Origin of the sequence: Variovorax davisae, from assembly GCF_030316845.1 — a bacterium.
Lineage (GTDB): Bacteria > Pseudomonadota > Gammaproteobacteria > Burkholderiales > Burkholderiaceae_C > Variovorax > Variovorax davisae.
This window is the reverse complement of sequence record NZ_JASZYS010000014.1, coordinates 158467-184127: the sequence shown is the minus strand read 5'-3', so window position 1 is coordinate 184127 and position 25661 is coordinate 158467. Positions and strand designations below refer to the sequence as shown.

Annotated in this window: 30 protein-coding genes; 15 read left to right on the top strand and 15 right to left on the bottom strand. The window is 69.3% G+C overall.

All coding sequences use genetic code 11. The features are described 5' to 3' along the window. Positions 1 to 356 precede the first annotated feature (356 nt). Positions 357 to 1598, top strand: a complete 1242-nt coding sequence (locus QTI33_RS27615; protein WP_286509597.1) for a D-alanyl-D-alanine carboxypeptidase family protein — start codon at positions 357 to 359, stop codon at positions 1596 to 1598. A gap of 21 nt (positions 1599 to 1619) precedes the next feature. Here QTI33_RS27615 and hppD read toward each other — a convergent pair whose 3' ends face one another. The 4 genes from hppD to QTI33_RS27595 are packed head-to-tail and all read right to left on the bottom strand — an operon-like array spanning position 1620 to position 5855. Next, a complete protein-coding gene (gene hppD, locus QTI33_RS27610; protein ID WP_286509596.1) occupies positions 1620 to 2705 on the bottom strand; it encodes a 4-hydroxyphenylpyruvate dioxygenase in 1086 nt (361 codons plus the stop codon). Between the two features lie 4 nt (positions 2706 to 2709). Next, positions 2710 to 3690 carry a tripartite tricarboxylate transporter substrate binding protein gene (locus tag QTI33_RS27605; protein ID WP_286509594.1) on the bottom strand — a complete coding sequence of 327 codons (981 nt, stop codon included), beginning with the start codon at positions 3688 to 3690 and terminating at the stop codon, positions 2710 to 2712. A gap of 33 nt (positions 3691 to 3723) precedes the next feature. Further along, a complete protein-coding gene (locus tag QTI33_RS27600) occupies positions 3724 to 4878 on the bottom strand; it encodes a CaiB/BaiF CoA transferase family protein (protein WP_286509593.1) in 1155 nt (384 codons plus the stop codon). A gap of 20 nt (positions 4879 to 4898) precedes the next feature. Next, positions 4899 to 5855, bottom strand: a complete 957-nt coding sequence (locus QTI33_RS27595) for a hydroxymethylglutaryl-CoA lyase (protein ID WP_286509592.1) — start codon at positions 5853 to 5855, stop codon at positions 4899 to 4901. 136 nt (positions 5856 to 5991) lie between these two features. Between QTI33_RS27595 and QTI33_RS27590 the strand changes: the two genes are divergently transcribed. Next, positions 5992 to 6948, top strand: coding sequence for a LysR family transcriptional regulator (locus QTI33_RS27590; protein WP_286509591.1), 957 nt, complete (start codon positions 5992 to 5994; stop codon positions 6946 to 6948). Here QTI33_RS27590 and argE read toward each other — a convergent pair. The 4 genes from argE to QTI33_RS27570 form a co-directional block, all read right to left on the bottom strand. Next, the gene (gene argE / locus QTI33_RS27585) at positions 6929 to 8080 is read right to left on the bottom strand and encodes an acetylornithine deacetylase (RefSeq protein ID WP_286509590.1); all 1152 of its coding nucleotides are present in this window, start codon (positions 8078 to 8080) and stop codon (positions 6929 to 6931) included. The two genes, QTI33_RS27590 and argE, sit on opposite strands and share 20 nt — an antisense overlap. Beyond that, on the bottom strand, positions 8058 to 9005 hold the full coding sequence (locus QTI33_RS27580) for a DMT family transporter (RefSeq protein ID WP_286509588.1): 948 nt from the start codon (positions 9003 to 9005) through the stop codon (positions 8058 to 8060). The genes argE and QTI33_RS27580 overlap by 23 nt, the downstream gene beginning before the upstream one ends. Next, complete coding sequence (locus tag QTI33_RS27575; protein WP_286509586.1) at positions 9005 to 9724, bottom strand: alanyl-tRNA editing protein; 720 nt, start codon at positions 9722 to 9724, stop codon at positions 9005 to 9007. The genes QTI33_RS27580 and QTI33_RS27575 overlap by 1 nt, the downstream gene beginning before the upstream one ends. 84 nt (positions 9725 to 9808) lie before the next feature. Next, positions 9809 to 10642, bottom strand: coding sequence for an AraC family transcriptional regulator (locus QTI33_RS27570; protein ID WP_286509584.1), 834 nt, complete (start codon positions 10640 to 10642; stop codon positions 9809 to 9811). A 154-nt stretch (positions 10643 to 10796) separates the two neighbouring features. Here QTI33_RS27570 and chrA point away from each other — a divergent pair, with 154 nt between their 5' ends. Beyond that, positions 10797 to 12143, top strand: coding sequence for a chromate efflux transporter (gene chrA, locus QTI33_RS27565; protein ID WP_286509582.1), 1347 nt, complete (start codon positions 10797 to 10799; stop codon positions 12141 to 12143). Positions 12144 to 12167: 24 nt separating this feature from the next. Here chrA and QTI33_RS27560 read toward each other — a convergent pair whose 3' ends face one another. Then, positions 12168 to 12380 carry a hypothetical protein gene (locus tag QTI33_RS27560; protein WP_286509581.1) on the bottom strand — a complete coding sequence of 71 codons (213 nt, stop codon included), beginning with the start codon at positions 12378 to 12380 and terminating at the stop codon, positions 12168 to 12170. 94 nt (positions 12381 to 12474) lie between these two features. Here QTI33_RS27560 and QTI33_RS27555 point away from each other — a divergent pair, with 94 nt between their 5' ends. Further along, positions 12475 to 12855, top strand: a complete 381-nt coding sequence (locus tag QTI33_RS27555) for a response regulator (protein ID WP_286509580.1) — start codon at positions 12475 to 12477, stop codon at positions 12853 to 12855. A gap of 25 nt (positions 12856 to 12880) precedes the next feature. Next, a complete protein-coding gene (locus tag QTI33_RS27550) occupies positions 12881 to 13888 on the top strand; it encodes an SDR family oxidoreductase (RefSeq protein WP_444814897.1) in 1008 nt (335 codons plus the stop codon). A gap of 18 nt (positions 13889 to 13906) precedes the next feature. On the opposite strand, the gene QTI33_RS27545 is transcribed toward QTI33_RS27550, so the two are convergent. Both QTI33_RS27545 and QTI33_RS27540 read right to left on the bottom strand, forming a co-directional pair. After that, positions 13907 to 14581 (bottom strand): hypothetical protein, encoded by a 675-nt coding sequence (locus QTI33_RS27545; RefSeq protein ID WP_286509577.1) that lies wholly within the window; start codon positions 14579 to 14581, stop codon positions 13907 to 13909. After that, a complete protein-coding gene (locus QTI33_RS27540; RefSeq protein ID WP_286509575.1) occupies positions 14578 to 14829 on the bottom strand; it encodes a hypothetical protein in 252 nt (83 codons plus the stop codon). The genes QTI33_RS27545 and QTI33_RS27540 overlap by 4 nt, the downstream gene beginning before the upstream one ends. A 214-nt stretch (positions 14830 to 15043) precedes the next feature. On the opposite strand from QTI33_RS27540, the gene QTI33_RS27535 reads away from it, so the two are divergent. From QTI33_RS27535 to QTI33_RS27525, 3 genes are all read left to right on the top strand, one after another. Next, on the top strand, positions 15044 to 16024 hold the full coding sequence (locus QTI33_RS27535) for a hypothetical protein (protein WP_286509573.1): 981 nt from the start codon (positions 15044 to 15046) through the stop codon (positions 16022 to 16024). 116 nt (positions 16025 to 16140) lie between these two features. Then, a complete protein-coding gene (locus tag QTI33_RS27530) occupies positions 16141 to 16947 on the top strand; it encodes a DUF72 domain-containing protein (protein WP_286509572.1) in 807 nt (268 codons plus the stop codon). Then, positions 16944 to 18149: a zinc-binding metallopeptidase family protein gene (locus QTI33_RS27525; RefSeq protein WP_286509569.1), complete on the top strand. Its 1206-nt coding sequence runs from the start codon at positions 16944 to 16946 to the stop codon at positions 18147 to 18149. Before QTI33_RS27530 ends, QTI33_RS27525 begins: the two co-directional genes overlap by 4 nt. On the opposite strand, the gene QTI33_RS27520 is transcribed toward QTI33_RS27525, so the two are convergent. The 4 genes from QTI33_RS27520 to QTI33_RS27505 are packed head-to-tail and all read right to left on the bottom strand — an operon-like array spanning position 18055 to position 21159. Beyond that, positions 18055 to 18678, bottom strand: a complete 624-nt coding sequence (locus QTI33_RS27520) for a class I SAM-dependent methyltransferase (protein ID WP_286509568.1) — start codon at positions 18676 to 18678, stop codon at positions 18055 to 18057. The two genes, QTI33_RS27525 and QTI33_RS27520, sit on opposite strands and share 95 nt — an antisense overlap. Continuing rightward, the gene (locus tag QTI33_RS27515; protein WP_286509567.1) at positions 18675 to 19442 is read right to left on the bottom strand and encodes a PIG-L deacetylase family protein; all 768 of its coding nucleotides are present in this window, start codon (positions 19440 to 19442) and stop codon (positions 18675 to 18677) included. The genes QTI33_RS27520 and QTI33_RS27515 overlap by 4 nt, the downstream gene beginning before the upstream one ends. Further along, on the bottom strand, positions 19430 to 20446 hold the full coding sequence (locus QTI33_RS27510; protein ID WP_286509566.1) for an acyl-CoA dehydrogenase family protein: 1017 nt from the start codon (positions 20444 to 20446) through the stop codon (positions 19430 to 19432). Before QTI33_RS27510 ends, QTI33_RS27515 begins: the two co-directional genes overlap by 13 nt. Before the next feature lie 8 nt (positions 20447 to 20454). Then, the gene (locus tag QTI33_RS27505) at positions 20455 to 21159 is read right to left on the bottom strand and encodes a glycosyltransferase family 2 protein (RefSeq protein WP_286509612.1); all 705 of its coding nucleotides are present in this window, start codon (positions 21157 to 21159) and stop codon (positions 20455 to 20457) included. Positions 21160 to 21384: 225 nt separating this feature from the next. On the opposite strand from QTI33_RS27505, the gene QTI33_RS27500 reads away from it, so the two are divergent. The 7 genes from QTI33_RS27500 to QTI33_RS27470 all read left to right on the top strand — a co-directional run bounded on the left by QTI33_RS27500 (position 21385) and on the right by QTI33_RS27470 (position 25660). Further along, positions 21385 to 21582 (top strand): hypothetical protein, encoded by a 198-nt coding sequence (locus QTI33_RS27500; protein ID WP_286509615.1) that lies wholly within the window; start codon positions 21385 to 21387, stop codon positions 21580 to 21582. A 15-nt stretch (positions 21583 to 21597) separates the two neighbouring features. Next, complete coding sequence (locus QTI33_RS27495; RefSeq protein WP_286509614.1) at positions 21598 to 21828, top strand: hypothetical protein; 231 nt, start codon at positions 21598 to 21600, stop codon at positions 21826 to 21828. Positions 21829 to 22139: 311 nt separating this feature from the next. After that, positions 22140 to 22985 (top strand): STAS domain-containing protein, encoded by an 846-nt coding sequence (locus QTI33_RS27490; protein WP_286509565.1) that lies wholly within the window; start codon positions 22140 to 22142, stop codon positions 22983 to 22985. Between the two features lie 7 nt (positions 22986 to 22992). Continuing rightward, a complete protein-coding gene (locus tag QTI33_RS27485) occupies positions 22993 to 23367 on the top strand; it encodes an STAS domain-containing protein (RefSeq protein ID WP_286509564.1) in 375 nt (124 codons plus the stop codon). Next, positions 23357 to 23761, top strand: a complete 405-nt coding sequence (locus tag QTI33_RS27480) for an anti-sigma regulatory factor (RefSeq protein WP_286509563.1) — start codon at positions 23357 to 23359, stop codon at positions 23759 to 23761. The genes QTI33_RS27485 and QTI33_RS27480 overlap by 11 nt, the downstream gene beginning before the upstream one ends. After that, a complete protein-coding gene (locus QTI33_RS27475) occupies positions 23752 to 24768 on the top strand; it encodes an ATP-binding SpoIIE family protein phosphatase (protein ID WP_286509562.1) in 1017 nt (338 codons plus the stop codon). The genes QTI33_RS27480 and QTI33_RS27475 overlap by 10 nt, the downstream gene beginning before the upstream one ends. Before the next feature lies 1 nt (position 24769). Beyond that, the gene (locus QTI33_RS27470; RefSeq protein ID WP_286509561.1) at positions 24770 to 25660 is read left to right on the top strand and encodes a sensor histidine kinase; all 891 of its coding nucleotides are present in this window, start codon (positions 24770 to 24772) and stop codon (positions 25658 to 25660) included. Position 25661: the final 1 nt, after the last annotated feature.

Sequence of the window (25661 nt, the reverse complement as noted above, 5' to 3'; positions counted from 1 at the left end):
GTTCGGGCGTCGCATACGGAGATGGGACTCGAATGCGGTGCCTTCGGCATGAGCAATGGCGAAGCCTCCGCCCAAAGGCGATTTGCGGGCCGACTTTCGGCGATTTTTTGGGCTCCGATAATGCATGCCGGACGAGCACTGGCGAAGGGCACGGGGCAAATTCGTTTCCTTGCCAGAGGGCGGCCCGGCGCCTGCCGGCGTCACACACCGTTACATGCGGGCGTCGCCACCACTGTTCATGCGGCTTCCAGGGGGCTCGGCGGCTGGATTGAACCTGCACGGCGGTTTTCGATCTTCCAGGGTCGATCAAAATCGGCGCTCGATCCGCGACAATGTCGGCTCTGTCCCTGAAGCCCATGCAATTCAACACTTTCTCCATTCTTCCGGTCGTCATCGCCATTGCCGCGGGCGCCCTGGTTCCCGATTCGGCGTCCTTCGCCGCCTCCCACGCCGCCAAGCAAGCCACTTCCAAGAAGTCCAAGGCCGAGGCGCCCGCCCCGGCGCCAGCCGCCGGACAGACCGCCGTCGCCGGCGGGGCGCCGGCGATCCCGGCCAAGGCATGGCTGCTGATGGACTTCGACTCCGGCGAAGTGCTCGCCTCGGCCAACCCCGACGAACCGCTGCCGCCGGCGTCGCTGACCAAGATGATGACCAGCTTCCTGGTCGAACAGGCGCTGCGCTCGGGCAAGCTCAAGAAGGACGACCTGGTCTCTGTCAGCCAGACCGCCTGGTGCCGCGGCTCGAGCACCGAGTCGTGCATGTACCTGCCGCTCAACAGCCAGGCCACCGTCATCGACATCCTGCGCGGCATCATCGTCCAGTCGGGCAATGACGCCTCCAAGGCGATCGCCGAGCACATGGCCGGCTCCGAAGAGGGCTTCGCCAAGCTCATGAACGCCGAGGCGAAGCGCCTCGGGATGACGAACACCAATTTCGTGAATGCGACCGGGCTGCCCGACCCGGCCCACAAGTCGTCGGCCCGCGACCTCGCCATCCTGGCGCGCGCGATCATCCGCGACAGCTCCGACTACTACCCGATCTACGCCGAGCGCGAGTTCAAGTACAACGGCATCAAACAGGGCAATCGCAACGCGCTGCTCTACACCGACCCGACGGTGGACGGCCTGAAGACCGGCCACACCCAGGAGGCCGGCTACTGCCTGGTCACATCGTCCAAGCGCAACGGCATGCGCCTGATCACGGTGATCCTCAACACCAACAGCGCCCAGGCGCGTGCCGACGAGACGCGCACGCTGCTCGGCTGGGGCTACAGCAACTTCGAGAAGGCCACCCCGATCCAGCCCAACACGGTCGTGGCGGCGGCCAAGGTCAGCTTCGGCAAGGCCGATACGGTGGCCGCGGGCCTGGGGGCGCCATGGACTGTGACGGTGCCGCGTGGCCAGCAGGTGCGTACCTCCGTGCAGGTCAAGCCCGACCTGGAGGCGCCGGTGGCCAAGGGCGCGGTGATCGGCAAGGTGGTCGCCGAGTCGAACGGCAAGCCGGTGGGCGAAACGCCGCTGATCGCGCAGGCCGACGTGGAGCGCGCCGGCTTCATGCTGCGCTCGTGGCAGCGGGTGGCCAAGTTGTTCGGCAAGTAGGCACGCGCGGCGCTGCCGTGCTCAGTCCGCCTGCAGCACGCCGCGGCGCACCTGGTCGCGCTCGATCGACTGGAAGAGCGCCTTGAAGTTGCCTTCGCCGAAGCCCTCGCTGTAGTCGCCCTTGCGCTGGATGAATTCGAAGAACACCGGACCGCCGAAGGCCGTCTCCGAGAAGATCTGGAGCAGCAGGCGCGGCGTGCCGCCTTCGGTGGTGCCGTCCAGCAGGATGCCGCGCGCCTGCAGTTCGGGGATCGGCTCGCCATGGCCCGGCAGCCGCGTCTCGAGCATCTCGTAGTAGACGTCGTTGGGCGCGGTCATCAGCGGCACGCCGGCCAGGCCCAGTTGGTCGATGGTGTCGATCAGGTTGTCGCTGAGCAGCGCGATGTGCTGGATGCCCTCGCCGTTGAACTTCATCAGGTATTCCTCGATCTGGCCCGAGCCCTTGGCCGACTCCTCGTTCAGCGGGATGCGGATCTTGCCGTCGGGCGCAGTGAGCGCTTTCGAGGTCAGGCCCGTGTATTCGCCCTGGATATCGAAATAGCGGATCTCGCGGAAGTTGAACAGCTTCTCGTAGAAGTTGGCCCAGAACGCCATGCGGCCGCGGTAGACGTTGTGGGTCAGGTGGTCGATCACCTTCAGGCCGTGGCCGCCCGGATGCCGCTCGACGCCTTCGACGAATTCGAAGTCGATGTCGTAGATCGATTTGCCGTCCTCGAAGCGGTCGATGAGATACAACGGCGCACCACCGATCCCCTTGATGGCCGGCAGCCGCAGTTCCATCGGGCCGGTCGCGATCTCGATCGGCTGCGCGCCGAGTTCCAGTGCCCGCGCGTAGGCCTTGTGCGAATCCCTGACGCGAAACGCCATGCCGCAGGCCGAAGGACCGTGCTCGGCGGCGAAGTAGGCCGCCGGGCTGTTCGGTTCGCGGTTGACGATGAAGTTGATGTCGCCCTGGCGGTAGAGCACCACGTCCTTCGAGCGGTGCCTGGCCACCAGCGTGAAGCCGAGCTTCTCGAAGAAGGGTTCCAGCGTGTCGGGCGTGGGCGATGCGAACTCGACGAATTCGAAGCCCATCAGGCCCATCGGGTTGTCGAACAGATCGGCCATGGTCTCACTCCGCCGCGATGTTGGCCTTCTTGACCAGCCGGGCATAGCGCTCCTGCTCGGTCTTGAAGAACTGGGCCGATGCGTCGGGCGTCATCGGGTTGATGATGTTTTCCTGCTTGGCCATGGCGTCCCGGGTCTCGGGCGTGTCGAAGGCGGCGAGGATGGCGGCATGCAGGCGCCGGACTTCCGCCGGCGGCAGCTTGGCCGGGCCGATGACGGCGAACCAGCCCGCGACGTCGACCTCTGGGAAGCCCTGTTCGGCGATGGTGGGGACGTCCGGCAGCGAGGGCACGCGGGTCTTGCCCATGACGCCGATGGCGCGCAAGGCGCCGCTCTTGAGCTGGCCTTGGACCGCCGGCACGGCCACCACGCCCATCTCGACCTGGCCGCCGATGAGGTCGGCCACCATCGGGCCGACGCCCTTGTACGGAATGTGTCGCACCTCGACACCGGCGGCGTCGACGAACATCGCGCCGGCGAGGTGGATGATGGTCCCATTGCCCGAAGACGCGTAGTTGTAGCCGTCCGGCTTGGCCTTCAACAGCGCCTGGAGTTCTTTCGCATTCTTGGCGGGTACCTTGGGATTGACCACCAGCACGAACGGCGTCGCGCCGACCACCGAGATCGGCGTGATGTCGTTGAGGGCGTCGAAAGGCATCTTCTTGAAGACGCTCGGGTTCACGACGTGGTTGTTCGACACCACGCCGAGCGTCTGGCCATCCGCGGGCGCACGAACGACGACGCTGGTGCCCGTGAGGCCGCCGGCGCCGGGCAGGTTCTCGATCACCACCGCCTGGCCGCCGAGCGCCTTGGTGAGCGACGGCGTGACCGCCCGCATGATGGTGTCGACACCGGAGCCGGCGCCCACGGGCAGCACCATGCGCAGGGGCTTGTCGGAGCCTTGGGCCCAACTCCCGGTCGCGCCCAGTGCGACGGCGGCGGCGACGAGTGCGGTCAGTTGGCGGCGTTGGATCTTGAAGGTCATGGCTTGTCTCCGTGGGTCTTGGTTCGATTCGTGTCAGGCGGTCGCGTGGCTGGGCAGGCCGGCGAGGATCTCTTCCGTGTGCTGGCCGATGCCCGGCAGCGGATGCCGCACCCCCGGGCGGCGGCCGCCCATCAGCAGCGGCAGCAGCACCACGTCGGTGGTTTCGCCGTCTTCGCATTCCATCGGCACCAGGCCGCCGCTGGCCTTCAGGTGCGGGTCGTCGACCAATTGATAGGGCCGCATGATCGGCGCGTAGGGGATGCCGGCGGCCTCGAGCTTGGGCGAGAGTTCTTGCACGCGGTGGTGCCGGAGGATCTCGCCGAGTTTCGCGAGCAGGGCAGGGCGTACCGCCACGCGCAGCGCGTTGTTGGCCAGCGCCGGATCGGCCGCCAGCTCGGGCGCCTCGATCACCCGGCACAGCGTCAGGAACTGCTTGTCGCTGACCGCACCGATGAAGAGCTGCTCGCCATCGGCCAGCGTGAACACGTCGTAGACGCTCCAGGCCGAGACGCGCGAGGGCATCGGCGGCGGCGGCTCGCCGGTCATCGCGTACTGCTGCATGTGCTGTGACGACAGGAACACGCAGTTCTCGAACAGCGCGCTTTGCACCTCCTGGCCGCGGCCGGTCAGGTCGCGCTCGCGCAGCGCGGCCAGCACGCCGATCGCACCGAACATGCCGCCCATGATGTCGTTGACCGAGGTGCCGGCGCGCAGCGGCCGGCCCACCGGGCCGGTCATGTACGACAGCCCGCCCATCATCTGCACCACCTCGTCGAGCGCCAGCCGGTTCTCGTACGGGCCGGGCAGGAAGCCCTTGTGCGTGACGTAGATCAGGCGCGGGTATTTCTTCGACAGCGTCTCGTGGTCGAGGCCGAAGCTGGCCATCAGGCCGGGCCGGAAGTTCTCCAGCACGACGTCGCACTGGCCCGCCAACTCGGCCGCGGTGGCGCGGCCTTCGTCGGTGCCGATGTCGATCACCACGCTCTTCTTGTTGCGGTTGAAGGAGCGGAAGAAGCCGATGCCCAGGCCCGGCAGCTTGCGGGTCTTGTCGCCGCCCGGCGGCTCGACCTTGATGACTTCGGCGCCGAGGTCGGCCAGGATCATGCCGCAGGTCGGGCCCATCACCATGTGGGTGAACTCGAGCACGCGGACGCCGGCCAGCGGCAGGGGAGAGGAGGCGGTGGTCATGTGGGGAGGTCTCTGGTCGTTCAGGCTGAAACGGCTTGGGCGGCGAGGCCGAAGGTCTTGGGCAGGCCGGCTTGCCAGAGCGAGCCGTGCAGCGTCTCTCCGGCCAGCCACTGCGCGACCTGCGCACGCAGTGCCAGCAGACGGTCGATGTCGATCCCGGTCGAGATGCCCATGCTGCCGAGCATGTAGGCCAGGTCTTCGGTCGAGACGTTGCCGCTGGCGCCCGGCGCATGCGGGCAGCCGCCGATGCCGGCCAGGCAGGCATCGAATCGATTCACGCCGACTTCGAGTGCGGCGTAGACGTTGGCCAGGCCGAGGCCGCGGGTGTCGTGGAAATGCCCGCACCAGAAACGGTCGCCGGCGATCTTCAGGGCGTCCTCGAACAGGTCGCGGACCATGGCGGGGTCGGCGTAGCCGACGGTGTCGGCGATGCTCACGCGGTCGGCACCGGCGTCGAGCAGGGCCTGCATCAGGCGCAGCACCTCGCGCTTGTCGACCAGGCCCTGCAGGGTGCAGCCGAAGGCCGTGCCGACGCCACCCTCGATCAGGGTCCGGGCGCCCGAGGCATCGCGCGCCGCGCGGATCTTCGCGACTTCGGCGACCACGTCGTCCGGCGTCTTGCGCAGATTGGCCAGGCTGTGCGCATGGCTGGCGGAGAGCGGGACGATCATCAGGTCGGCCCGGGCCGCGATCGCGCTTTCGGCGCCGCGCAGATTGGGCACCAGGACGGAAGTGAAAAGCTTCGGCAGCGTCTTGGCGAAGGCGACCAGCTCGGCCGTGTCGGCCAGCTGCGGCAGCAGCCGCGCGGGCACGAAGGAGCCGACCTCGATCTCGCGCTGGCCGGCCTCGTAGGCGGCGCGGATCCATTCGATCTTTCGCGCGGTCGCAAGGACGGTGGGGATGCTCTGCAGCCCATCGCGCAGGCCGACTTCGCGGATCACGGCGCTGCGCGGCAGGCGGGCGGCAGGAAGTGTCATGGGGTTGTCTCCGGACTCTCGACGCAGGGGTTGACGTCGTGGCAGTGACTGTAGGCATTCCCTGTTCGGTCCAGAAGCGGTAAATTGGAACGAGCAGCGTTCCATTTCGGAACCTCACACTGCGCAGGCGCCTCTCATGCACGACCTCGATCTCACCAGTCTTCGCCTGTTCGTCGCGGTTTGCGAGACCCGGAACATCGCGCGTGCGGCCGAACAGCATCACATCGTCGCGTCCGCCATCAGCAAGCGCATCGCCCAGCTGGAGAGCACGCTGGGCAATGTGCTGGTCGAGCGGAACCGTCGCGGGGTCGCGATCACCGGCGCCGGCGAAATCCTTCTGGAGCATGCGCGTGGCATGCTGGCCGGTGCGGACCGCGTCGCGCGCGACATGGCGGCCTTCGGAAAGGGGATCAAGGGCCAGGTGCGTGTCCTGGCCACGGTCTCGTCCATTGCCGAGTACCTCCCTGACGACATCGCGTCGTTCCTGCAGGTCCCCGAGCACCGCGAGATCCGGATCGACATCGAGGAGGCGCTCAGCCGCGACGTGGTCAGCGGCTTGCGGGAGGGCCTGGCGCCGCTGGCGGTCTGCTGGGACGCCGCGGACCTCCAGGGCTTGCAGACACGGCCCTATCGCAGCGACCACCTCGCGATCATCGCCAGCCCATCGCACCCGATCGCGAAGAAGCAGCGCTGCACCTTCGAGGAGACGCTCGGCTACGACCATGTCGGCCTTCCGGCGTCGACCGCCGTGCACACGATGCTGGCGCGCGCCGCGGCGATCATCGGCAAGCCGATCAGCTACCGGGCGGTGGTCTCGACCTTCGATGCGTCGTTGCGCTGTGTCCGGGCCAGGCTCGGCATCGCGGTCGTTCCGCGCGAGGTCGCGCAGCCCATGGCCTCCACCTACGGGCTCAAGGTGCTGCCGCTGACCGATCCGTGGGCGCAGCGCCGCTTTGCCATCTGCTTCTACGACGAGAAGCGCCTGTCGCCGGCTGCGAAGGCGCTGGCCGCCCATCTGCAATCGCTGGCGACGACGCGCGAAGACCCTTCCCCGCGTCGACCACGGGCCGCGATCAAGCCTGCTGCCCCTTGATCCGGCATTGCACTCCCGCGTCGGCCCCGGTGGCCCAGGCGCCGAGCCTGGCCAGAAGGCGATCCGCGGCCTGGAGCTCGCTGGCGGCGATCCACTCGTTCGGCTGATGCGCCTGCGCGATCGCGCCTGGCCCGCAGACCAGCGAAGGAATGCCGGCGCGCGCAAAGAAGCCCGCCTCGGTTCCGAACGGAATCTCGCGCGGCGGCCACAGCGCACCCAAGGTCCTGGCGATGGCCACCGCCGCGCTGTCGTGGCTGGCGGCGAGCGCGGGCACCTCGGCGATCTGTGCCGTCTCCACCTCCACGCCGGGCGACATCGCGGCCAGCAGCCGTTCGACCTCGTTCCTCACGGCCGCCGTGCTGGCCTCGTCCGGCGGCCGGAATTCCCACAGCACCTCGCAACAGCCGGGCACGATGTTGATCGCACTGCCTCCGCGGATGCGCCCGATGTTGAAGGTGGTGCGATTGCCCCGCACCGACAGCGCGCGCCCGAACCTCGCCAGCTCGGCCACCAGCAGCGCCGCGGGCTCGATGGCGCTGGTCCCCAGGGCCGGGTCGCTGGAATGCGCCGGGCGGCCACGGAACACGGTGCGGTGGCCGTAGAAGCCGCGATGGGCGAGTCCGATGCGCATCCCGGTCGGTTCACCGATGATGGCCAGGGCGGGCGATGGAACGTGTGCCTGCAGGCCGGCGATCAGGCGCGGAACGCCGGCACATCCCACCTCCTCGTCGTAGGAGAAGGCCAGATGGATGGGCCGGCGCAGCGCCAGGCCGCGCCAGCGCGGCACGGCGGCCAGGCAGGCGGCGATGAAGCCTTTCATGTCGGCCGATCCTCGCCCGTGCAACCGACCATCGCGCTCGACCAGCGCGAAGGGGTCGCCATCCCAGTCCTGGCCGGCGACCGGCACGACGTCGGTATGCCCGGACAGGACGACGCCGCCCGCCACGTTCGGGCCGATCGTTGCGAGCAGGTTGGCCTTGGCGCCATCGTCGCTGGGGATCAGCCGCGACGCGACGCCATGGCCGTCCAGGTAGGCGGCCATCCAGCGGACGAGATCCAGGTTGGAGCGGTGGGAGGTCGTGTCGAATGCGACCAGTGTGCGAAGGATCTCAACCGTGTCCATGGTCGGCATTCGGGCCGCAGGGCCTGGCCGGCGCCGCGGGCTGCAGCGTCGTGACGAAGAACCCGAGCAGGATCAGCGCGATGCCCGCGACATGGAAGGCGCGCACCGGCTCTCCCAGGACCAGGAACGCCAGCAGCGCGGTGAACAGCGCGACCAGATGGAACGAGACGCCGGTCACCGTCGCGCCGAGCGTCGCCACGCAGCGGTTCCAGAGGATGAAGGCGAAGAGCGAGGCGAAGACGCCGATGTAGAGGACTGCGCCGACCGAGGCCGGGTCGCTCGGGATCCGCGCGCCGCGTGCGAGTTCGACCGCCCAGAAGGGCATCAGCACGACCAGCCCGGCCGCCATGGTCGCGGCCAGGAAGACCAGTGGACTGATCGCGGCGGGCTTGCGCCGCAGCAGGACGGAATAGACGGCGTAGTTGGCAACGGCCAGGAGCACCAGCAGTTCGCCGCCGTCGAAGCGCAGCGCGGCGAAGCTGGCCATGTTCCCGCGCGCCACGATCCAGGCGACGCCGAGGAACGAGATGGCGATGCCGAGCAGCGCTTTCCACGTGATGCGCTCGACCCCGAGGACCACCGCCGCCAGCGGCACCATGAGCGGCAAGGTCGAATTGAGGAAGGCGACGCTGGCGGCGGGCACGGTCTGCAGGGCCAGGTAGCCGAGCGCGTTGTAGCCGGCGATGCCGAAGGCGCCGCAGGCGGCGACGAGCAGCCAATGCCGGACCAGGAGATCGCGTTCGCGCAAGGCATTGCGCCAGACGAAGGGGGCCAGTACCGCGAGCGCGACGACCCAGCGGCCGACCGCCAGGGAGACGGGCGGAAAGACCGGCCCGAGCGCGCGGCCCAGCACCAGGTTGCCGGCCCAGAACGCGGGCGGCAGCCACAGGAGCCAGACGGGCCGGGCCCACAGGGCGGGGAGCGCGGTGGGCATCACAGGCCCTGCAGGCCGATGCGGACACGGCGGTTGGAACGGCCCTTGTTCTCGATCTTCAGAATGCGGATCGGACGCGAAGTCCCCGTGGACGCCAGGTGCGTTCCCCCGCAGGCCTGTCGATCGAGGCCGGCGATCTCGACGACGCGGATCAGGCCCTCCGGGGAGGGAGGCGGCGCCACCGAGCGGGAACGCAGCAGGCCCTGCTCGGCGTGGGCGGCGGTCATGGACACGTAGCTCGTTGCGACGGCGAGGTCCTGGGCGACAAGATCGTTCAGCTCCGGCTCGAGCGCCCGCAGGCGATCGTTGTCGGCGTCGGGCAGGTCGAAATCGATGCGCGCCGTGCCGTCGTCGTTCATCTGGACACCCGTCACCAGCGCGCCGTCGAAGTCCCGGAAGACCAGCGCGTTCAGGATGTGCAGGTCGGTGTGGAGCTCCCGCATGCGTTGACGGAACACGGGGTCCACCTGCAGCTGGACATCGTCCCTGATCTCGACGCCGCCGGCGACCTCGATCCAGACCGCGCCGCCCTGCTCGCAGAAGCCGGTGACCGGGGTTTCGCCGCCTTGCCAGCGGATCACGCCCTGGTCCGGGAGCTGGCCGCCGCCACCGGGATAGAAGGGGTGCCGGGACAGAAGCACCGCGCCGGGCCTGGATCTGACGACCGTCGCCTCCAGCGTCAGGATGTCAGGGTTGTCTTGACAGATGAGTCGCGTCATGGGTTGCCTTGCTGATGGGCGCCAGCATGGCAGGGCGGCTCGACGCGCTATTGGTCAGAATTGATGACCGGCACGCGGCGGAGCTCAGGCCGCCCGTGCGTGGACGTACTGGAGCGGCGTCATGCCGAAGGTGCGCTTGAAGTGCTTGTTCAAGGCACTCTGGTCATAGAAGCCGGCGCCGAGCGCCGCCTCGACGACCGGTTGGCCGGCCTGCAGCCGGCGCAGCGCGGCGCGCAGGCGCAGCTGGGTCAGGTAGGCATGCGGCGTCAGGCCCAGCGTGCGCTTGAAGGCGACGATCAACTGGAAGGGCGTCAGACCCGCCACCGCGCCCATCTGCTCGAGCGTCAGGCTGTCCGCGTGGCTGTCACGAACGAATTCGAGAACGGGCGCGAGCGCACCGGCGTCCGCGGGTGCCTTGGGCATCCGGCCTGCGGCCTGCCCGTGCCTTCGCAGCAAGTCCCCGAAGGTGTGCACGAGCAATTCCCGATGCAGCGATGCGTCCCCCGGCTCCGCGTCCAGCAGGCGATGGAGCGCCAGGAACCGGGCGACCAGATCCGGGTCGCGGACCACGTTCGACGTGAAGTACCCGGGTCGATCGATGCCGACGGCGCCCAGGACGTGGGCGATGGCCGGCTCGGCCAGATAGAAAGACCGATAGCGCCAGCGCGCGCTGCCGCCCATGCGGCCCGAGTGCGGCTCGGACGGATTGAAGACCAGCAGCGCCTGCGGGTGGGCGATGTCCTTGCGGCCGCGGCTGTGGAACTCCGAGCCGCCGATCTCGGTCACGGCGACGACGAGGGAATCGTGCACATGGGGGGCGTAGTCGTGGGTCGTGAAATCGGCCTGCAGCAGATCCATCCCCGGCACGCCGGGCGCGTGCCAGTAGCGAGAGGCGTTGCGGGGGTCCGGGCGAGCCAAGGGGGATGTCCTTTCGGATCGATGGTACGAGGCGCGAACGAACGGATGGTAGCGGGTGCGCCGCACCGGCGCCCGGCCGATTGGACGATCCTGGCGTTGCCATGGAGCGCCATGGGTTCTTGTCGCGACCATCGCGTCATGCGATAGTGGCCGCATGAATGAAAGGGCGCGGCCGCCGCTTCAGGAACGGCGCCTGAGTTTCAGGGAAGCCTTCGTCTACTGGCTGAAGCTCGGCTTCATCAGCTTCGGAGGCCCGGCCGGGCAGATCGCGATCATGCACGAGGACCTGGTCGAGCGCCGGCGCTGGATCTCCGAGGGCCGCTTCCTGCATGCGCTGAACTACTGCATGCTCCTGCCCGGCCCCGAGGCGCAGCAGCTCGCCACCTACATCGGCTGGCTGATGCACCGCACCTGGGGCGGCATCGCCGCCGGCGTGCTCTTCGTGCTGCCGTCGTTGCTGATCCTCATCGGCCTGTCGTGGGTCTACATGGCGTACGGCGACGTGCCGGCCATTGCCGGCCTGTTCCATGGCATCAAGCCCGCCGTGACCGCGCTGGTGGTCCACGCCGCCTGCCGGGTCGGCGCCCGGACCCTGAAGAACGCCTGGCTGTGGGCCATTGCGGTGGCCGCCTTCCTGGCGATCTTCGCGCTGCAGCTGCCGTTTCCGCTCATCGTGCTGGCCGCGGGTGTCACCGGCTACCTGGGTGGCCGCTTCGCACCTGCCAGCTTCGCCGGTGGGGCGGGCCATGGGCCGGCGGCAAGGCCCGCGGGCCCGGCGCTGATCGATGACCTCACGCCGACGCCCGCGCACGCGCTGTTCAGCTGGCGGCGCTTCGGCCGCGTGCTGGCGCTCTGCCTCGCCCTCTGGCTGGCGGCCATCGGCGCCTTGACGGCCGTCCATGGATGGGATGCCGTCCTGACGCAGATGGCATGGTTCTTCACCAAGGCGGCCCTCATGACCTTCGGCGGCGCCTATGCCGTGCTGCCCTATGTGTTCCAGGGCGCCGTCGGGCACTACCAGTGGCTGACGGCGTCGCAGATGATCGACGGCCTGGCGCTCGGCGAAACGACGCCGGGGCCGCTCATCATGGTGGTGTCCTTCGTCGGCTTCGTCGGCGGCTGGACCAAGGCCATCTTTGGCGCCGACGCGCTGTTCCTGTCGGGCGCGGTGGCAGCCAGCGTGGTGACCTTCTTCACTTTCCTGCCTTCGTTCTTGTTCATCCTTCTCGGGGCTCCGTTCATCGAGTCCACCCACGGCAACCTCAAGTTCACCGCACCGCTCACGGGCATCACGGCCGCGGTGGTGGGCGTCATCGCCAATCTCGCCGTCTTCTTCGCCTGCCACGTGCTCTGGCCGCAGGGCTTCACAGGCCACTTCGAATGGGCTTCGGCCCTCATCGGCGTCGCGGCCGCGGTGGCGCTGTTTCGATTCAAGGTGGGCGTCATTCCCGTGGTCGCTGGCTCCGGCCTGGCGGGGCTGGCACTGACAGCGCTCGCCTGACGAAGGGCCGCAAGAGGAATGGGCCTACGCGGCCCGCAGGTACGCCTGTCGCACAAGTTCAAGGGCATCCTCGGCCACGTGGAGCGCCTGCTCCAGTTCGGCCGGGGTGCACGGCGCCTGGCCCGCCGGAGGATCGAGCGCGAACGACACCCGCTCGCAAGCCAGCTGCCAGGCGAGGCTGGCGCGCGTGCGTGCCGCGCGTTCACGGTCCGGCGGCAGCGGGGAAGAATCGGGCATGGCGAGTCCATCCTACCTGCATGTGGGCGAAGCGCTCACTCACGTCGCCACGCGCCTTTCATAGCCTCGGACACAACGAGAACGAGAACTATCCATGACAGCCGCCCGCAGCATCTTCCTGGTCGAAGACAACAGCACCATCAGGCAGCATCTGATTCCTGCCCTCGAGGATCTGTCGTCCGCGAAGGTGATGGCCACCGCGGAGACCGAGGACGAGGCGATCGGCTGGCTCGCCGGCCACAAGGGCCAATGGGATCTGGCGGTGGTCGACCTGTTCCTGCGGGAAGGCAATGGCCTCGCGGTCGTGAACTGGTGCAATGGCCGCCAGCCGCACCAGCGCGTGGTCGTGCTCACGAACTATGCGCGCGAGGATGCCCGGCAGCGGTGCCTCGAGGCCGGGGCCGATCGCGTCTTCGACAAGTCCATCGAGCTGGACGAGTTCTTCGAGTTCTGCGCGACCGAGGCCGGCGCCTGACCTGCGGCACGGCCGCGTCTCATCCATGGAGTCTGCCATGTCCTCCCGCAAGCCCGATCATCCCGCCGCCGCCGAAGCGCTGGCCCGCAAGCACCAGGCCATCCAGCGCCGGCAGCGCGAGAAGGACCGGGCTGCGCCCGCGGCCCGCAAGAAAACCGCAGCCGTGCAGGCGGGTGCGCGCAAGCAGCCCAGCCGACAGCCGGCGGAGCAACTCCGGAAGCCGGGCCGCGAATCCGACCTGAAGCTGAAACCGCGCTACCAGGCGCCGGCGTACGAAGGCAGCCGAAAGCTGGCTGACATGGGCGCCATCGTCACGGGCGGCGATTCGGGCATCGGCCGCGCCGTCGCCGTCCTGTTCGCGCGCGAGGGCGCCGACGTCGCCATCGTCTACCTGAACGAACATGCGGACGCAAAGGTCACGCAGGCGGCGGTCGAGGCCGAAGGAAGGCGCTGCATCCTGATTCCCGGCGACGTGCGGCGATCGGCCTTCTGCGAGCGGGCCGTGGCGCGCACCGTGAAGGCCTTCGGCCGGCTGGACATCCTGGTGAACAACGCGGCCTTCCAGATGCATGCCGAGTCGCTGGAGGCGCTCGACGACGAGCGCATCGACCTCACGCTGCAGACCAACATCGGTGGCTACATGCGCATGGCACGCGCCGCGCTGCCCCACCTCGGCGCTGGCGCTTCGATCATCAATACAGGCTCGCGCACCGGCCTCCAGGGAAGCCGCAACCTGATCGACTACTCCGCCACCAAGGGGGCGATCCACGCCTTCACCAAGGCGCTCGCGCTGAACGTGATCGAGCGCGGGATTCGCGTCAATGCCGTGGCTCCGGGCCCCGTATGGACGCCGCTGAACCCGGCAGACAAGATGCCCGCCGACGTCAAGCAGTTCGGCAAGGAGACCGACTTCAAGCGAGTGGCGCAGCCCGAGGAGTTGTCGCCTGCCTTCGTGTTCCTGGCCGCGCCCTCATGCGCCGGCTACATCACGGGCATCGTGCTGCCGGTGACCGGCAACGTCGCGGCGATCTGACGCGAGCCGCTCTGGTTTTCAATGGACCTCGCGCAGGCAGAACTGGGTCGCTGAGCTCGCGATCGGATCGGCGCAGAACGACGCCACGTAGCGTCGACCCTCCGGGTCGAGGAAACGGACGGCTTGCGCCTGGTTCAAGAGATCCTGGAAAGTGAAGTCGGGTGTGCCCGCCTTCGCCATCAGCCGTGCCCGGTCGAGATCGATCGAGAACAGCAAGCCGCCGCCCGGCTCCTGGGCGACCTCGGCCACGAATCGCACGGTCGGGTTTTCCATGTGGGGAAAGAACTGCCGCATGCGTCGGGCGACGGCCAGGGCGTCGCGCGAAAACTCGCTCACCACGCTCGCGGGATACATCGGCGCCGCCTGCACCAGGGTCAGCTCCAGCACGGCACCGTTGCCGGCCGCCTCCTCGACGACCGACGCGATGCTGGGGTGCAGCTCCTCGATGGTCGAGGGCGCCAGGGAGAGCGGCAGCGCCGACGTGTCCGCCGGGTCGTCCGTCCCCCAGCACGCGAAGGCATAGCCCAGGACGATCGATGCCATCAGCGCCATCGACAGGAGTTCGGTGCGGGCCCTGGCCCGCGGGTCGGGCGTCGGCGGAAGATGCTCCAGCGGCAACAGCGAACTGACGCGCCCTCCGGCGCGCAGTGCCTCCTGGAGGCCGTCGGTGTCCGGCGACGAACCCGGCCTCATTCCAGGCCCCGGCCGTCCTCGTGATCCTCGACCCAGCGCATCGCCTGCTGCTCGGCGTGGCGAAGGGCCTCGCTCTCGGTCGCATAGGCATCCGTGTCTCGCGGCAGTTCCGTCTGCCGTCCCGGCGCGGGACCGACGCAGAAGACGACGGGCTGGAAGGTCCCGTTCTCGCACGCCTGCGCGCCGCAAAGAAAAGCCCGTCCTCGAAACGCGAAGGCCTGGTAGGGGTGGGGTTTGGTGGTGTTCATGCGAGCCATCGGTGGGTGGACCTCCTTGCCGGACGATGCCCCCGTTCCACCTGCGGCGCTGTAGGAGAACGCCGCAGCATGCCCGGTCGCCGCGCACTCGTCGCGAGCGGCTCGGCACCGGGTCGGTCCGAGGCCTACCCACGGTGGGGCGCTCGACTGACCCGCCAGGCGGGTCGTGGACCTGACAGTGTCGGATCTTCAACAAGGAGCTGGCATGACCTCATACGCGGCGCAGTCGCCGAACTTTACCGATGCCGCCATCGAATCGCGGGCGCTCGGCATGGGCAGCGGCGTGTCCTGGGGCGCGATCCTGGCCGGCGCCGTGGCCGCGGCCTCGCTCTCGCTGATCCTGGTTCTGCTGGGTGTCGGCCTGGGTTTCACGTCGGTGAGCCCCTGGGCCCACGAGGGTGCCAGCGCCAGGGCGATCGGCATCGCGTCGATCCTGTGGCTCACGCTGACGCAGTTGGCCGCCTCGGGCATGGGTGGCTACATCGCGGGCCGGCTTCGCACCCGATGGCAAGGTGTTCACGGCGACGAGGTCTATTTCCGCGACACCGCCCACGGCTTCCTGGCCTGGGGCGTGGCCACGCTGGTCACTGCGGCCACGCTGACCGGGGCCATCGGATCGGTGGCGGGCACTGCAGCGCAGTCCGGGGCGGCGCTGGCCGGGGGCGCCGCGACGGCGGCCGCGGCTGCGGGCTCCGGTGCGGCCGCCGCCTCCGCCTCCGCGCCATCGGAAGGAGCTTCCGGGCCGATGGGCTACTTCGTCGACGCCCTGTTCCGCAAGGACGCGGCCGCCGTCAACACGCCGAGCCCCGACACTGCTTCGCCGGCCGCGGGCATGTCGCCGCCTTCCGATCGCGCGGGCAACGCGGCGTCCGTCGGCGAGGTGGGTCGGATCTTCGCCAACAGCCTGCGGACGGACGCCTTGCCGCCGGACGATGCGAAGTACGTGGCCCAGCTGGTCGCGCAGCGCACCGGACTGAGCCAGCAAGACGCCGAGAAGCGGGTCAATGACATCTACGCCAAGGCGCAAGCGACGCGCAAGGAGGCCGAAACCAAGGCCAGGGAGGCGGCGGACCAGGCCCGGAAGACCTCGGCCTACGCCACGCTGTGGCTCTTCATCTCCCTGCTCATCGGCGCCTTCGTCGCAAGCTTCGCGGCGACCCACGGGGGCCGCCGCCGCGACCTCTGACCGCCCACCCACAGAAAAGGAACCCCCATGCGCTCCCTGCTGCTGCTTTTTCTCGGCGTGCCGATCCCGGTCATCATCCTGATCGCCCTGCTGTTCCGCTGAAGCGCTCGCTCGACATGGCCCCCCAGGGCTCGCCGGCCCTGCCGGCGCTGCAGCTCGGCTGCGCCGGTTGGAGCCTGGCGCGCGCGCACCGGGATCGCTTCGGTGCGGCGGACTCCCAGTTGGCAAGCTACGCCACGCGCTTGCCGGCGGTGGAGATCAACTCCTCCTTCCATCGGCCGCATCGGCGTGAGACCTATGAACGCTGGGCGGCGTCGACGCCGCCGCAGTTCCGCTTCTCGGCCAAGTGCCCGAAGACGATCACCCACGAACTGCGGCTCCAGCAGGCCATGCCCGCCCTGGACGGCTTTCTCGCGCAGGCCGCTGGCCTTGGCCCCAAGCTCGGCTGCCTCCTGATCCAGTTGCCGCCGAGCCTGGGCTTCGATGCGGCGTCGGCACGGCGTTTCGTCATGGGGCTGCGGGCGCGGCACGACGGCGCGGTTGCGCTCGAGGCGCGCCACCCCACCTGGTTCGATGCCGCGGCGGACCGCCTGCTCGCTCGCGCGCGCATCGCGCGGGTGCTGGCCGACCCGGTGCTCTTCCCGGCGGCGGCCGTCCCCGGCGGCTGGCCGCAGCTGGTCTATCTGCGCCTGCACGGGTCGCCGCGGCGCTACTGGTCCCGCTATGACGACGCCTTGCTGCGCCAGCTGGCAGAGCGCCTGGCGGTCGCCCAACGGTCAGGCGCGCGATGCTGGTGCATCTTCGACAACACCGCGGCGGGAGAAGCAGTTCCCAATGCGCTGACGCTTCAGGGCATGATGGCCACGCTGGCAAGCGGTCCATGCCCTGTCGCGCAACCTGCACATTCATCGAGGACCCCATGAAGCAACTGACCTGCTCGCATTGCCACAACCGAGTCTTCTTCGAGAACCTGAGCTGCGAGACCTGTGGCTCGACGCTGGGCTATGCGCCGGACGAGCAACTCATGATCGCCTTCGACGTCCCGGCGCCAGACGCATGGCGGCGCCTGGGTCATGCGGGTCCGGAATACCGCCCGTGCGTGAACCGGGAAGAGGGCGTGTGCAATTGGATGCTCGCAGCCGACAGCACGCACGACCACTGCCTGTCCTGTCGAACGACGCATACCATCCCGGCCCTGGCAAGCCCGCAGAACCGTGGCTATTGGGCCGCGCTCGAACAGGCCAAGCGGCGCCTGTTCTACACGCTGGTGGAGCTCGTCCTGCCGACGCCCAACAAGCTGGAAGACCCTGCGAACGGCCTTTCGTTCGAGTTCCTCGAGCAGGTGGATCCGAAGGATCGCGTGCTGACCGGCCACGACGAGGGCGTCATCACGCTCAACATCGCGGAGGCCGACGACGTGCGCCGGGAGCAGGTCCGCATGTCGATGCACGAGCCCTACCGGACCCTGCTGGGCCACTTCCGGCACGAGATCGGCCACTACTACTGGGATCGGCTGGTGCGCGACACGCCGTGGATCGACGAGTTCCGGACCCTGTTCGGCGACGAGCGTGCCGACTATGAAGCCTCTCTGAAGAAGCACTACGCGTCGCCGGTGGCCGACTGGCCGCTGCGCTTCATCAGCGTGTACGCCAGTTCGCACCCCTGGGAGGATTGGGCGGAGACCTGGGCGCACTACCTGCATATGGTGGACGGCCTGGAGACCGCCGCGGCCTGGGGCGCCCGGCTCGATCACGCCCTGCCGTCCGCGCCGTCGCTGACGGTGCGCAAGCTCGATCTGAATGCCGAGTCGATCCTGTCGACGGTGGTCGAGCAGTGGCTGCCGGTCTCGCAATTCATCAACGCGATGGATCAAAGCCTCGGTGCCCATGACAGCTATCCGTTCATCGTGGTCCCTCCGGTGATCGAAAAGCTGGACTTCATCCATCGCGTCGTCCAGGCCGCAAGCGCCGGGCGCATGCCGATGAACTTCCTGCCGCGCCGTCAGGGCGAGGGCCCGGCCGGGGCCGACCTCAGCGGATCCCCTCCTGCTGTGCCACCGAACGGCCATCGCGCGACCACGCCTGCAGCAGAAAATCCGCCTCTTCATGGCGCATCAGCCGGGTGAGGCCCAGCGAAGCCAGCTGCGCGTGCACCGCGTCCGTCGCCAGCACGCGCTCGTCGAAGTCCGGGCGCCAATCGCAGGCGATCAGGGTGCCGTCGCCGGCGAGCGAATGTTCGCACTGCCCGGCCAGCTTCCGCATCGCCTCGGGCTGCAGGAAATAGCCGAGCTCGCACAGCACGATCAGGTCGAAGGCAGCGCCGCCGCCCGGCCATTCTGCCGGGAGGTCCTGCCGCTCGATGCGCACGTTGCCGAGCGCCGAGGTGCGCTGCCGCGCGATCTCGACCGCGCGCAGGGAGCGGTCGCTCGCGAGCACCTTGTCGCAGCGACCCGACAGCGCCACCGTGAATTCGCCGATACCGCAGCCGGGTTCGAAGGCATGGCGCCAGCGGCGCCGCGGCAGCGCGGCCAGGATCAGCGCGCGCTTGCGCTCTTCGTACCAGCGAACGCGCAGCGCATAGGGGTCGTCGCTGGCGCCGTACAGCCGGTCGAAATAGGGCGCCGTGCCCTCGAGCCGATCTCCCGGGACGGTCATGAGAAGAACACCTCGAAAGGCCGCGCGGCCCGCGCGAGCGTCGTGGCCCGCAGGATGGGCGGCCGACCGGTCGACGCGTCGGCTTCGAGCTGGCTGGCAAAGGCACGCACCGCGCGCTGCTTGCGTTGGCACGCCGGCGCATCGAGCTCCAGGCGCCGCGCGCGCAGCCAGGGCAGGCGGGGGTCGCCCGGTGCGGCCCAGTGCCAGGCCCACACGGGCACCTCCACCAGCCTGGCCCCGGTCCGGGCCGCGGCGAAGGCGCAAGCGTGGCCCGTGGCTTCATGGTCTGGATGACCGTCTCCGCGCCAGGTCGTGAACACCACGTCCTGGCGGTCGAGCAGCGTCAGCAGGCGATCCGCCAGCAGGCTTTCGAGGCCACGCAAGCCACCGTCGGGCAGGCCCAGCCGGATCGGCTCGACGTCGACGCCGAGCCGGTGCAGGGCTTCGCGGCTCTCGCCCGGGCGTTCGCGGACCAGTCGTTCCACCGGCCAGTCGCGCGAGCCGCGGTGGCTGGCGGTGCCGTCCGTGACGGCGATGACGCGGATCGCCCCGCCGAGCCGAGCCAGTTGCGCCAGCAGACCACCGACCGCCAGCACCTCGTCGTCCGGATGCGGCGCAACGACCACGGCGCGCGCGCCGGCGGGGACCATGGCCTCGATGAAGGTCGTGCGCATCTGGCGCAGGCCGCTCCAGGCCTGCCACTGGTCCTCCGTCGTGCCCTCGCCGTGGATCAGGCGATCGCTTTCCTTCGCTACAGCTTCCATGGTGTGGTCTCCGCATCGAGAACGGTCTGGCCCAGGGCCGCCAGATCGCGTTCCGCATGGCTCTGGCGCATGTAGACGGGAAGGTCGGCCATCGCCCGGGCAAAGCTGGCATCCCGGCAGAGCGGCCCCGCACCCGTGGCGCGGCCGGCGTGCGCGATGAGCGCATGGGCCCCGTCTTCGACCACCAGGCGGGCGCGCAGCGCGATCTGGCGCGCGTCGTCGCGGGGATGGGCATCGATCCACGCCGCGCTTTCGCGCAGCACGGCCGCGGCGGCGGCCAGTGCGGTGTCGATCGCGCCCAGGTGGGCGAGCCGATGGGCGTCGGGCGCAGTGCCGCAGAAACGGCGCGCCATGCGTGCGATCCCGAGTCCGCCGCCGAACCAGCAGGCGGCGATGCCGGCGCCTCCCTGCCAGAATCCGGGCCGCCCGACATAGTCGCCGGGGCGGCCGATCTGGCGCGCCACGGCGCCATCGAAGCGCACGTCCACGCTGCCGCTGGCCGCCATGCCGACCGCGTGCCAGCCTTGGTCGGTGACCGTGACGGCCGCCTGGTCGAGCATCACCTCGGCGAGGCAGGGCTCGCCGGCGCCGTTCCAGCAACTCAGGACCGCATGCGTCACGCTGCGCGCGCCCGAGCACCATGCCTTGGTGCCGTGGAGGCGGACCGGCGCGCCGCGCCCGCCGTCGTCGCCGAGGGCTTCCAGCGTCACGCGCGCATCGGGTGGTTCGGCACACCATGTGCCCCAGCGGGAGCCGGCTTGCGCATCGGCTGCGCCGAGTTCGCGACGGATCGCGAGCGCGTCCGTGTGACCTTCGAACAGCTTGGCGAGCGAGAGGTCGTGCGCAGCCACCTCCGACAGGATTCGCCAACGTTCGAGCGTGGCGCCGGAGCCGGGCAGCGGCAGGCGATCGATGCCGTTGTCCACCAGATGGAAGAGTGCGAGCGCCGCCCCATGCTGGCGACCCAGGCGCTGGAGCCGCTCGTGGGTCGGGCAGGGGGACATGGCCGTACTCATCCCGCGGCGGCGGCGCCGGGCGGCACCACGGCGGCCACGCTGGCAGCGACCGCGGCCAACAGCGCGTCGGCGAAGCCGCCGCGCGCCCGGCCGTCGCGGCGCGAACTGGTCACCACCCGCGGCTTCGCGCTCCAGGCGATCCGGGCCCCCGTGGCTTCGAGCGCGCGCACCAGGGCCACGTCTTCGCTGCAGGCCAGGTGGCGAAAGCCACCCGCGCGCCGGTAGGCGGCGGCCGAGACGCCGAGGTTGGCGCCATGGATGTGGGAGTGCCCGTCGACGTCCGAATAGGTGCGCTGGAAGTGGGCTTCGATCGCGCCCGCATGAACCCCATGGCAGGACCAGTCGTCGACGCCGATCGAACCGCAGACCGCGTCGGAATCCTGCGCCAGCTGGTCCACCAGCCAGCTCGGCGAGACGACCGTGTCGGCGTCGGTGAAGGCGAGCCAGCGCGCGCCGGCGGCGAGCATCGCTTCCGCGCCCACGGCGCGGGCCACGCCGACGTTGCGCACGCGCAGGCTGACCGTGCGCGCACCCGCGCGCGCCGCGATCACGCCGCTCGCGTCGGTGCAGGCGTCCAGGACCACGACCACCTCGACCGGCTCGCCGTGCAGATCGGGGTGTCTGGCAGCGGCCATGACGGCATCGAGTGTCGGGCCGATGAGGCGGGCTTCGTTGTGCGCCGGAATGACGATGCCGAGCATGTGTTGTCTCGCTGAAGTCGGGTGCAGCGAAGGTAGGGGATGCGCGCTCGAACGCGAAGTCGGTCCCCGAGCCAACGGTGTGTAGGCCGCCGACCCCAGCCGCGGGCCGGGGCGCAGCCAAGACGTCGGGCCAGCGTGAAGTAGTTCACTTTCCGGGCTGTTCCCGGGCGGTCCCTGTGTCAAATGACATACCAAAGTACTAGTATCGCCAGAAGAATCACGTCCATGCAAAAAGACCCACACACCCATCTCGGCTGGTGGACCGAGAAGCCGGAGCGCCAGGACCGTGGCTCCTCGTTCGCGGCCCTGCCTGCGCCACCCCAGGAGCGCGAGGAGCGCGTCTGGATGAAGGTGGCGGTCATCGTCATGATCATGACCGTGTTCGGCCTCTCGCTCCTGCGTCTGGTCGGCGCGATCGTCTGAGCAGGGGGCGCCGCGATGAATGACATGACGGCCGGCACGGCGTGCGCCCACGCGGAAAAGCTCCGGCTCAACGACGCGCAGTGGCAGCGGTTGCAGCGGCTGGCCGGCGCCAAGGAGGAAGCGGCCGCCGGCGATGCCCCCGGGGGGTCGGGTCGCCTGAGGTCCAATGGCCTGGTGGCGACGGACGGCCGAGGCCTGGAGTACCTGACCGTCTATGGGCTGCTTCGGTTGAGCCAGGGGCGCTAGCGAGGAGGGTGGCCAGGTTGTGGCCTCCAGCAGATGGCGAAACCGCAAAATGGTGGTCTCGTCGGGCAAGCGGCTGACGCCGTCGCTCAGGGTCAAGCCCTAAGCCAACGGGGCGGGCACGCCCCCGCGCCGCCACGGCCGCGCCTTCCGTGTAGGCGTCCACCTATCGCGGTGTAGGCCATCGTCCAATTCGATGCGGCGAGGACGGTAGTCGCTGTCCCAGTGGCTACCATGCCGAACGCCCAGCCCACGGCGCGATCGCCAACGAGGGCGAACTCGCGCCGGCTCAGAAGACAGCCTGTGAGGAAACCATGAAGAACGACGACGCGGCACTCCTCGGTGCCCTGCGGGAAGAGGAAGAATCCATCATCGAGGCGTGGATCGCCGAATTGCCGGCCGCGGACGCCGGCACCCGGCGCGCCAATCAAGCCGAAGCCGCCGAGCTGCTGCGCAAGCTGCGCGACAGCCTGCAGGCCGGTGCGGATCCGCAAGGATTCGAGTCGGCCGATTGGGCGTCGGTGCGCGACTTGCTGGCCGACTTGTCGCGCTCCAGGGCCGCGCAGGGCCAATCGGCAGGCGCCACCAGCACGTTTGTCCTGGCGCTCAAGAAGCCGCTGTTCGCTTCCCTGCAGCGACGGCTCGCCGCCCAGCCGGAGGCCTTGGGGCCTGCGCTCTGGTCCCTCTCGACCACGGTCGACAAGCTGGCCCAGCACACCGTGACGACCTTCCAGCAGGTGCGCGAGGACATCATCCGGCGCCAGCAGGAAGAGCTGCTCGAGTTGTCGACCCCGGTCGTCAAGCTGTGGGAGGGCGTGCTCGCGGTGCCCATGATCGGCGTGCTCGACAGCAGCCGCACGCAGATGGTCATGGAGGCCCTGCTGCAGCGCATCGTCGAAACCGGCTCGGGGCTCGCGATCATCGACATCACCGGGGTGCCGACCGTCGACACGCTGGTGGCGCAGCATCTGCTGAAGACCGTGACCGCCATCCGGCTCATGGGTGCCGACTGCATCATCAGCGGGATCCGGCCGCAGATCGCGCAGACCATCGTGCATCTGGGCATCGACCTGCAGGGCGTCAGCACCAAGGCCACGCTGGCCGACGCGTTGTCGCTGGCGCTGCAGAAGACCGGCTGGCGCATCACGCGCGACAAGTAGGACATCCATGGACCGCATCCCGATTCTGCGCATGGGCGAAACCCTGCTGGTGACCATCCAGGTCGACATGCAGGACCAGACCGCCCTGACGCTGCAGGATGACCTGGCCGGCCAGATCGCCAAGACCGGCGCCTCGGGCGTGATGATCGACATCTCGGCGCTCGAGATCGTCGACTCCTTCGTCGGCCGCATGCTGACCAGCATCTCGGGCATCGCCCGCATCCTGTCCGCCACCACGGTGGTCGTCGGCATGCAGCCGGCCGTGGCCATCACGCTCGTCGAACTCGGCCTGTCGCTCGAAGGCGTGCGGACCGCGCTCAACGTCGAGCGCGGCATGGAACTGCTCCAGCGCGCCCGCGAGGAGAGTTCCCTTGGCCATTGAACGCGCCGGAACGCTGCCGCTGCAATCGGAGCAGAACATCGTCGCCAGCCGGCAGATGGTGCGCGCCTTGTGCCAGGACCTGAAGATGACGCTGGTCGACCAGACCAAGATGATCACCGCGGCCAGTGAACTGTCGCGCAACACCTTGATCCACGGGGGCGGCGGCACGATGCGTTGGGCCTTCGTCGAGAAGAACGGGCGGCCCGGGCTGCAACTGGTCTTCGAGGACCAGGGGCCGGGTATCGCCGATGTCGCGCTGGCGCTGACGGACGGCTGGACCAGCGGCACCGGCATGGGCCTGGGGCTGCCGGGCAGCAAGCGGCTGGTGAACGAATTCGACCTTCACTCCGCACCTGGCGCGGGAACGCGCGTGAGCATCACCAAATGGAAGTAATCACCGGCTGGACCCACAAGTCCTTCCCGGTCGACGATGCGAGCCGGGTGGGCGAGGCAAGGCGCCATGCGGCGCAGCTGGCGGCCGAGCTGGCGTTTTCCGAAGTGGACGCCGGCAGGCTGGCATTGGTCGTGACCGAACTCGGCACCAACCTGCAGCGCCACGCGCGCAAGGGCCGCCTGCTGATCGCGGCGCGCCCGGGCGCCCGGGACGTCGAGGTCATGGCGATCGACGAGGGGCCCGGCATCGTCAACCTGCACCTGTCGATGCAGGACGGCCACTCGTCCGGCCGCACGCCCGGCACCGGCCTGGGTGCGATCCGGCGGTTGGCCGACGCCTTCGATATGCATTCCTCGGTTCCCGACGGCACCGTGAGCGTCGCGCGCGTCCGCAGTTCGGATGCGGTGCAGGGCGCGGCCGCCTCGGTCCGGATCGGCGCCGTGTGCCTGCCCGCGCCCGGCGAGGCCGTGTGCGGCGACGCCTGGACCGCGGGCCGCCTCGGCGCCAGCGTCAGCCTGATGCTCGCCGACGGGCTCGGCCATGGCCCCGAAGCCGCGAAGGCGTCGCTGGCCGCCACCGCTGCCTTCGCGCGCGATCCGTCGGCGGCGCCGCGCGAACTGGTCCAGCAGACCCACCGGGCGCTGCAGGCGACGCGCGGTGCGGCCATCTGCGCCCTGGCGGTCGACGGCGAGGCCTCGACCTTGTCATACTCAGGAGCGGGAAACGTGGTGGGCCGGGTGCTGTCCGGCGTGTTCGACAAATCGATCGTCACGCAGCATGGCACCGCGGGCCTGCAGATCCGGCGCCCGGAGGAAACCGCGATGGAATGGCCAGCCCATGCACTCGTCATCGTTCACAGCGACGGCATCGACACGCGCTGGCGCGCCGACCGCATCCTGCCGGTGCTGAAGAAGGACCCGGCCCTGGTGGCGGCCATCCTGCTGCGCGACCACACCCGCCATCGCGACGACGCCACCGTCGTGGTGCTGCGCCGGGAGGACCGCTGACATGACGCCCGCATTCGATCCGGCCGACGACGCGACCCCCGAGGGCTGTCGCAGGGCGCTGGCAGCGAGCCGCCAGGAGGCGGACGAATTGCGCGCCGAGCTGGAGGAAACCAACCGGGGCGTGGTGGCGCTCTATGCCGAACTCGACGCGCAAGCCGAGCAGCTCAAGCGGGCCACGGAACTCAAGAGCCGCTTCCTCGCCTACATGAGCCATGAGTTCCGCACCCCGATCAGCGCGATCCGAAGCATCACGCGCTTGCTGAGCGACCGGGTCGACGGCCCGCTGACCCTGGAGCAGGAGCGCCAGGTCGGCTTCATCGAGTCCAGTGCGACCGAGTTCGCCGAGATGGTCGACGACCTGCTGGACCTGGCCAAGATCGAGGCCGGCCGCGTGGAGATCTCGCCGGCCTGGTTCGAGATGGTCGACCTGTTCTCCGCATTGCGGGGCATGTTCAAGCCGGTGCTCACCAATCCCGACACCGCGCTCATCTTCGAGGAGCCGCACGAACTGCCGAGGCTCTTCACCGACGACCGCAAGCTCTCCCAGATCCTGCGCAACTTCATCGCCAACGCGCTCAAGTTCACGCCGCGCGGGGAAGTGCGCGTCTCGGCGGCACGGGTGGAAGGCGACTTCATCCGCTTCTCGGTGGCCGACACCGGCATCGGCATCGCGCCGGAGCACCACGCGGCGGTGTTCGACGACTTCTCGCAGGTCGACTCGCCGGTGCAGAAGCGGCTGCGGGGCACCGGCCTCGGGCTGTCGCTGAGCAAGCAGTTCGCCCAGCTGCTCGGCGGGCGGGTGGAAATCGCCAGCGAACTCGGCAAGGGTTCGGTGTTCTCGGTGATCCTGCCCGTGCAGCTGAACGAATCGATGCTGCCCCCGAAGGGGTGAA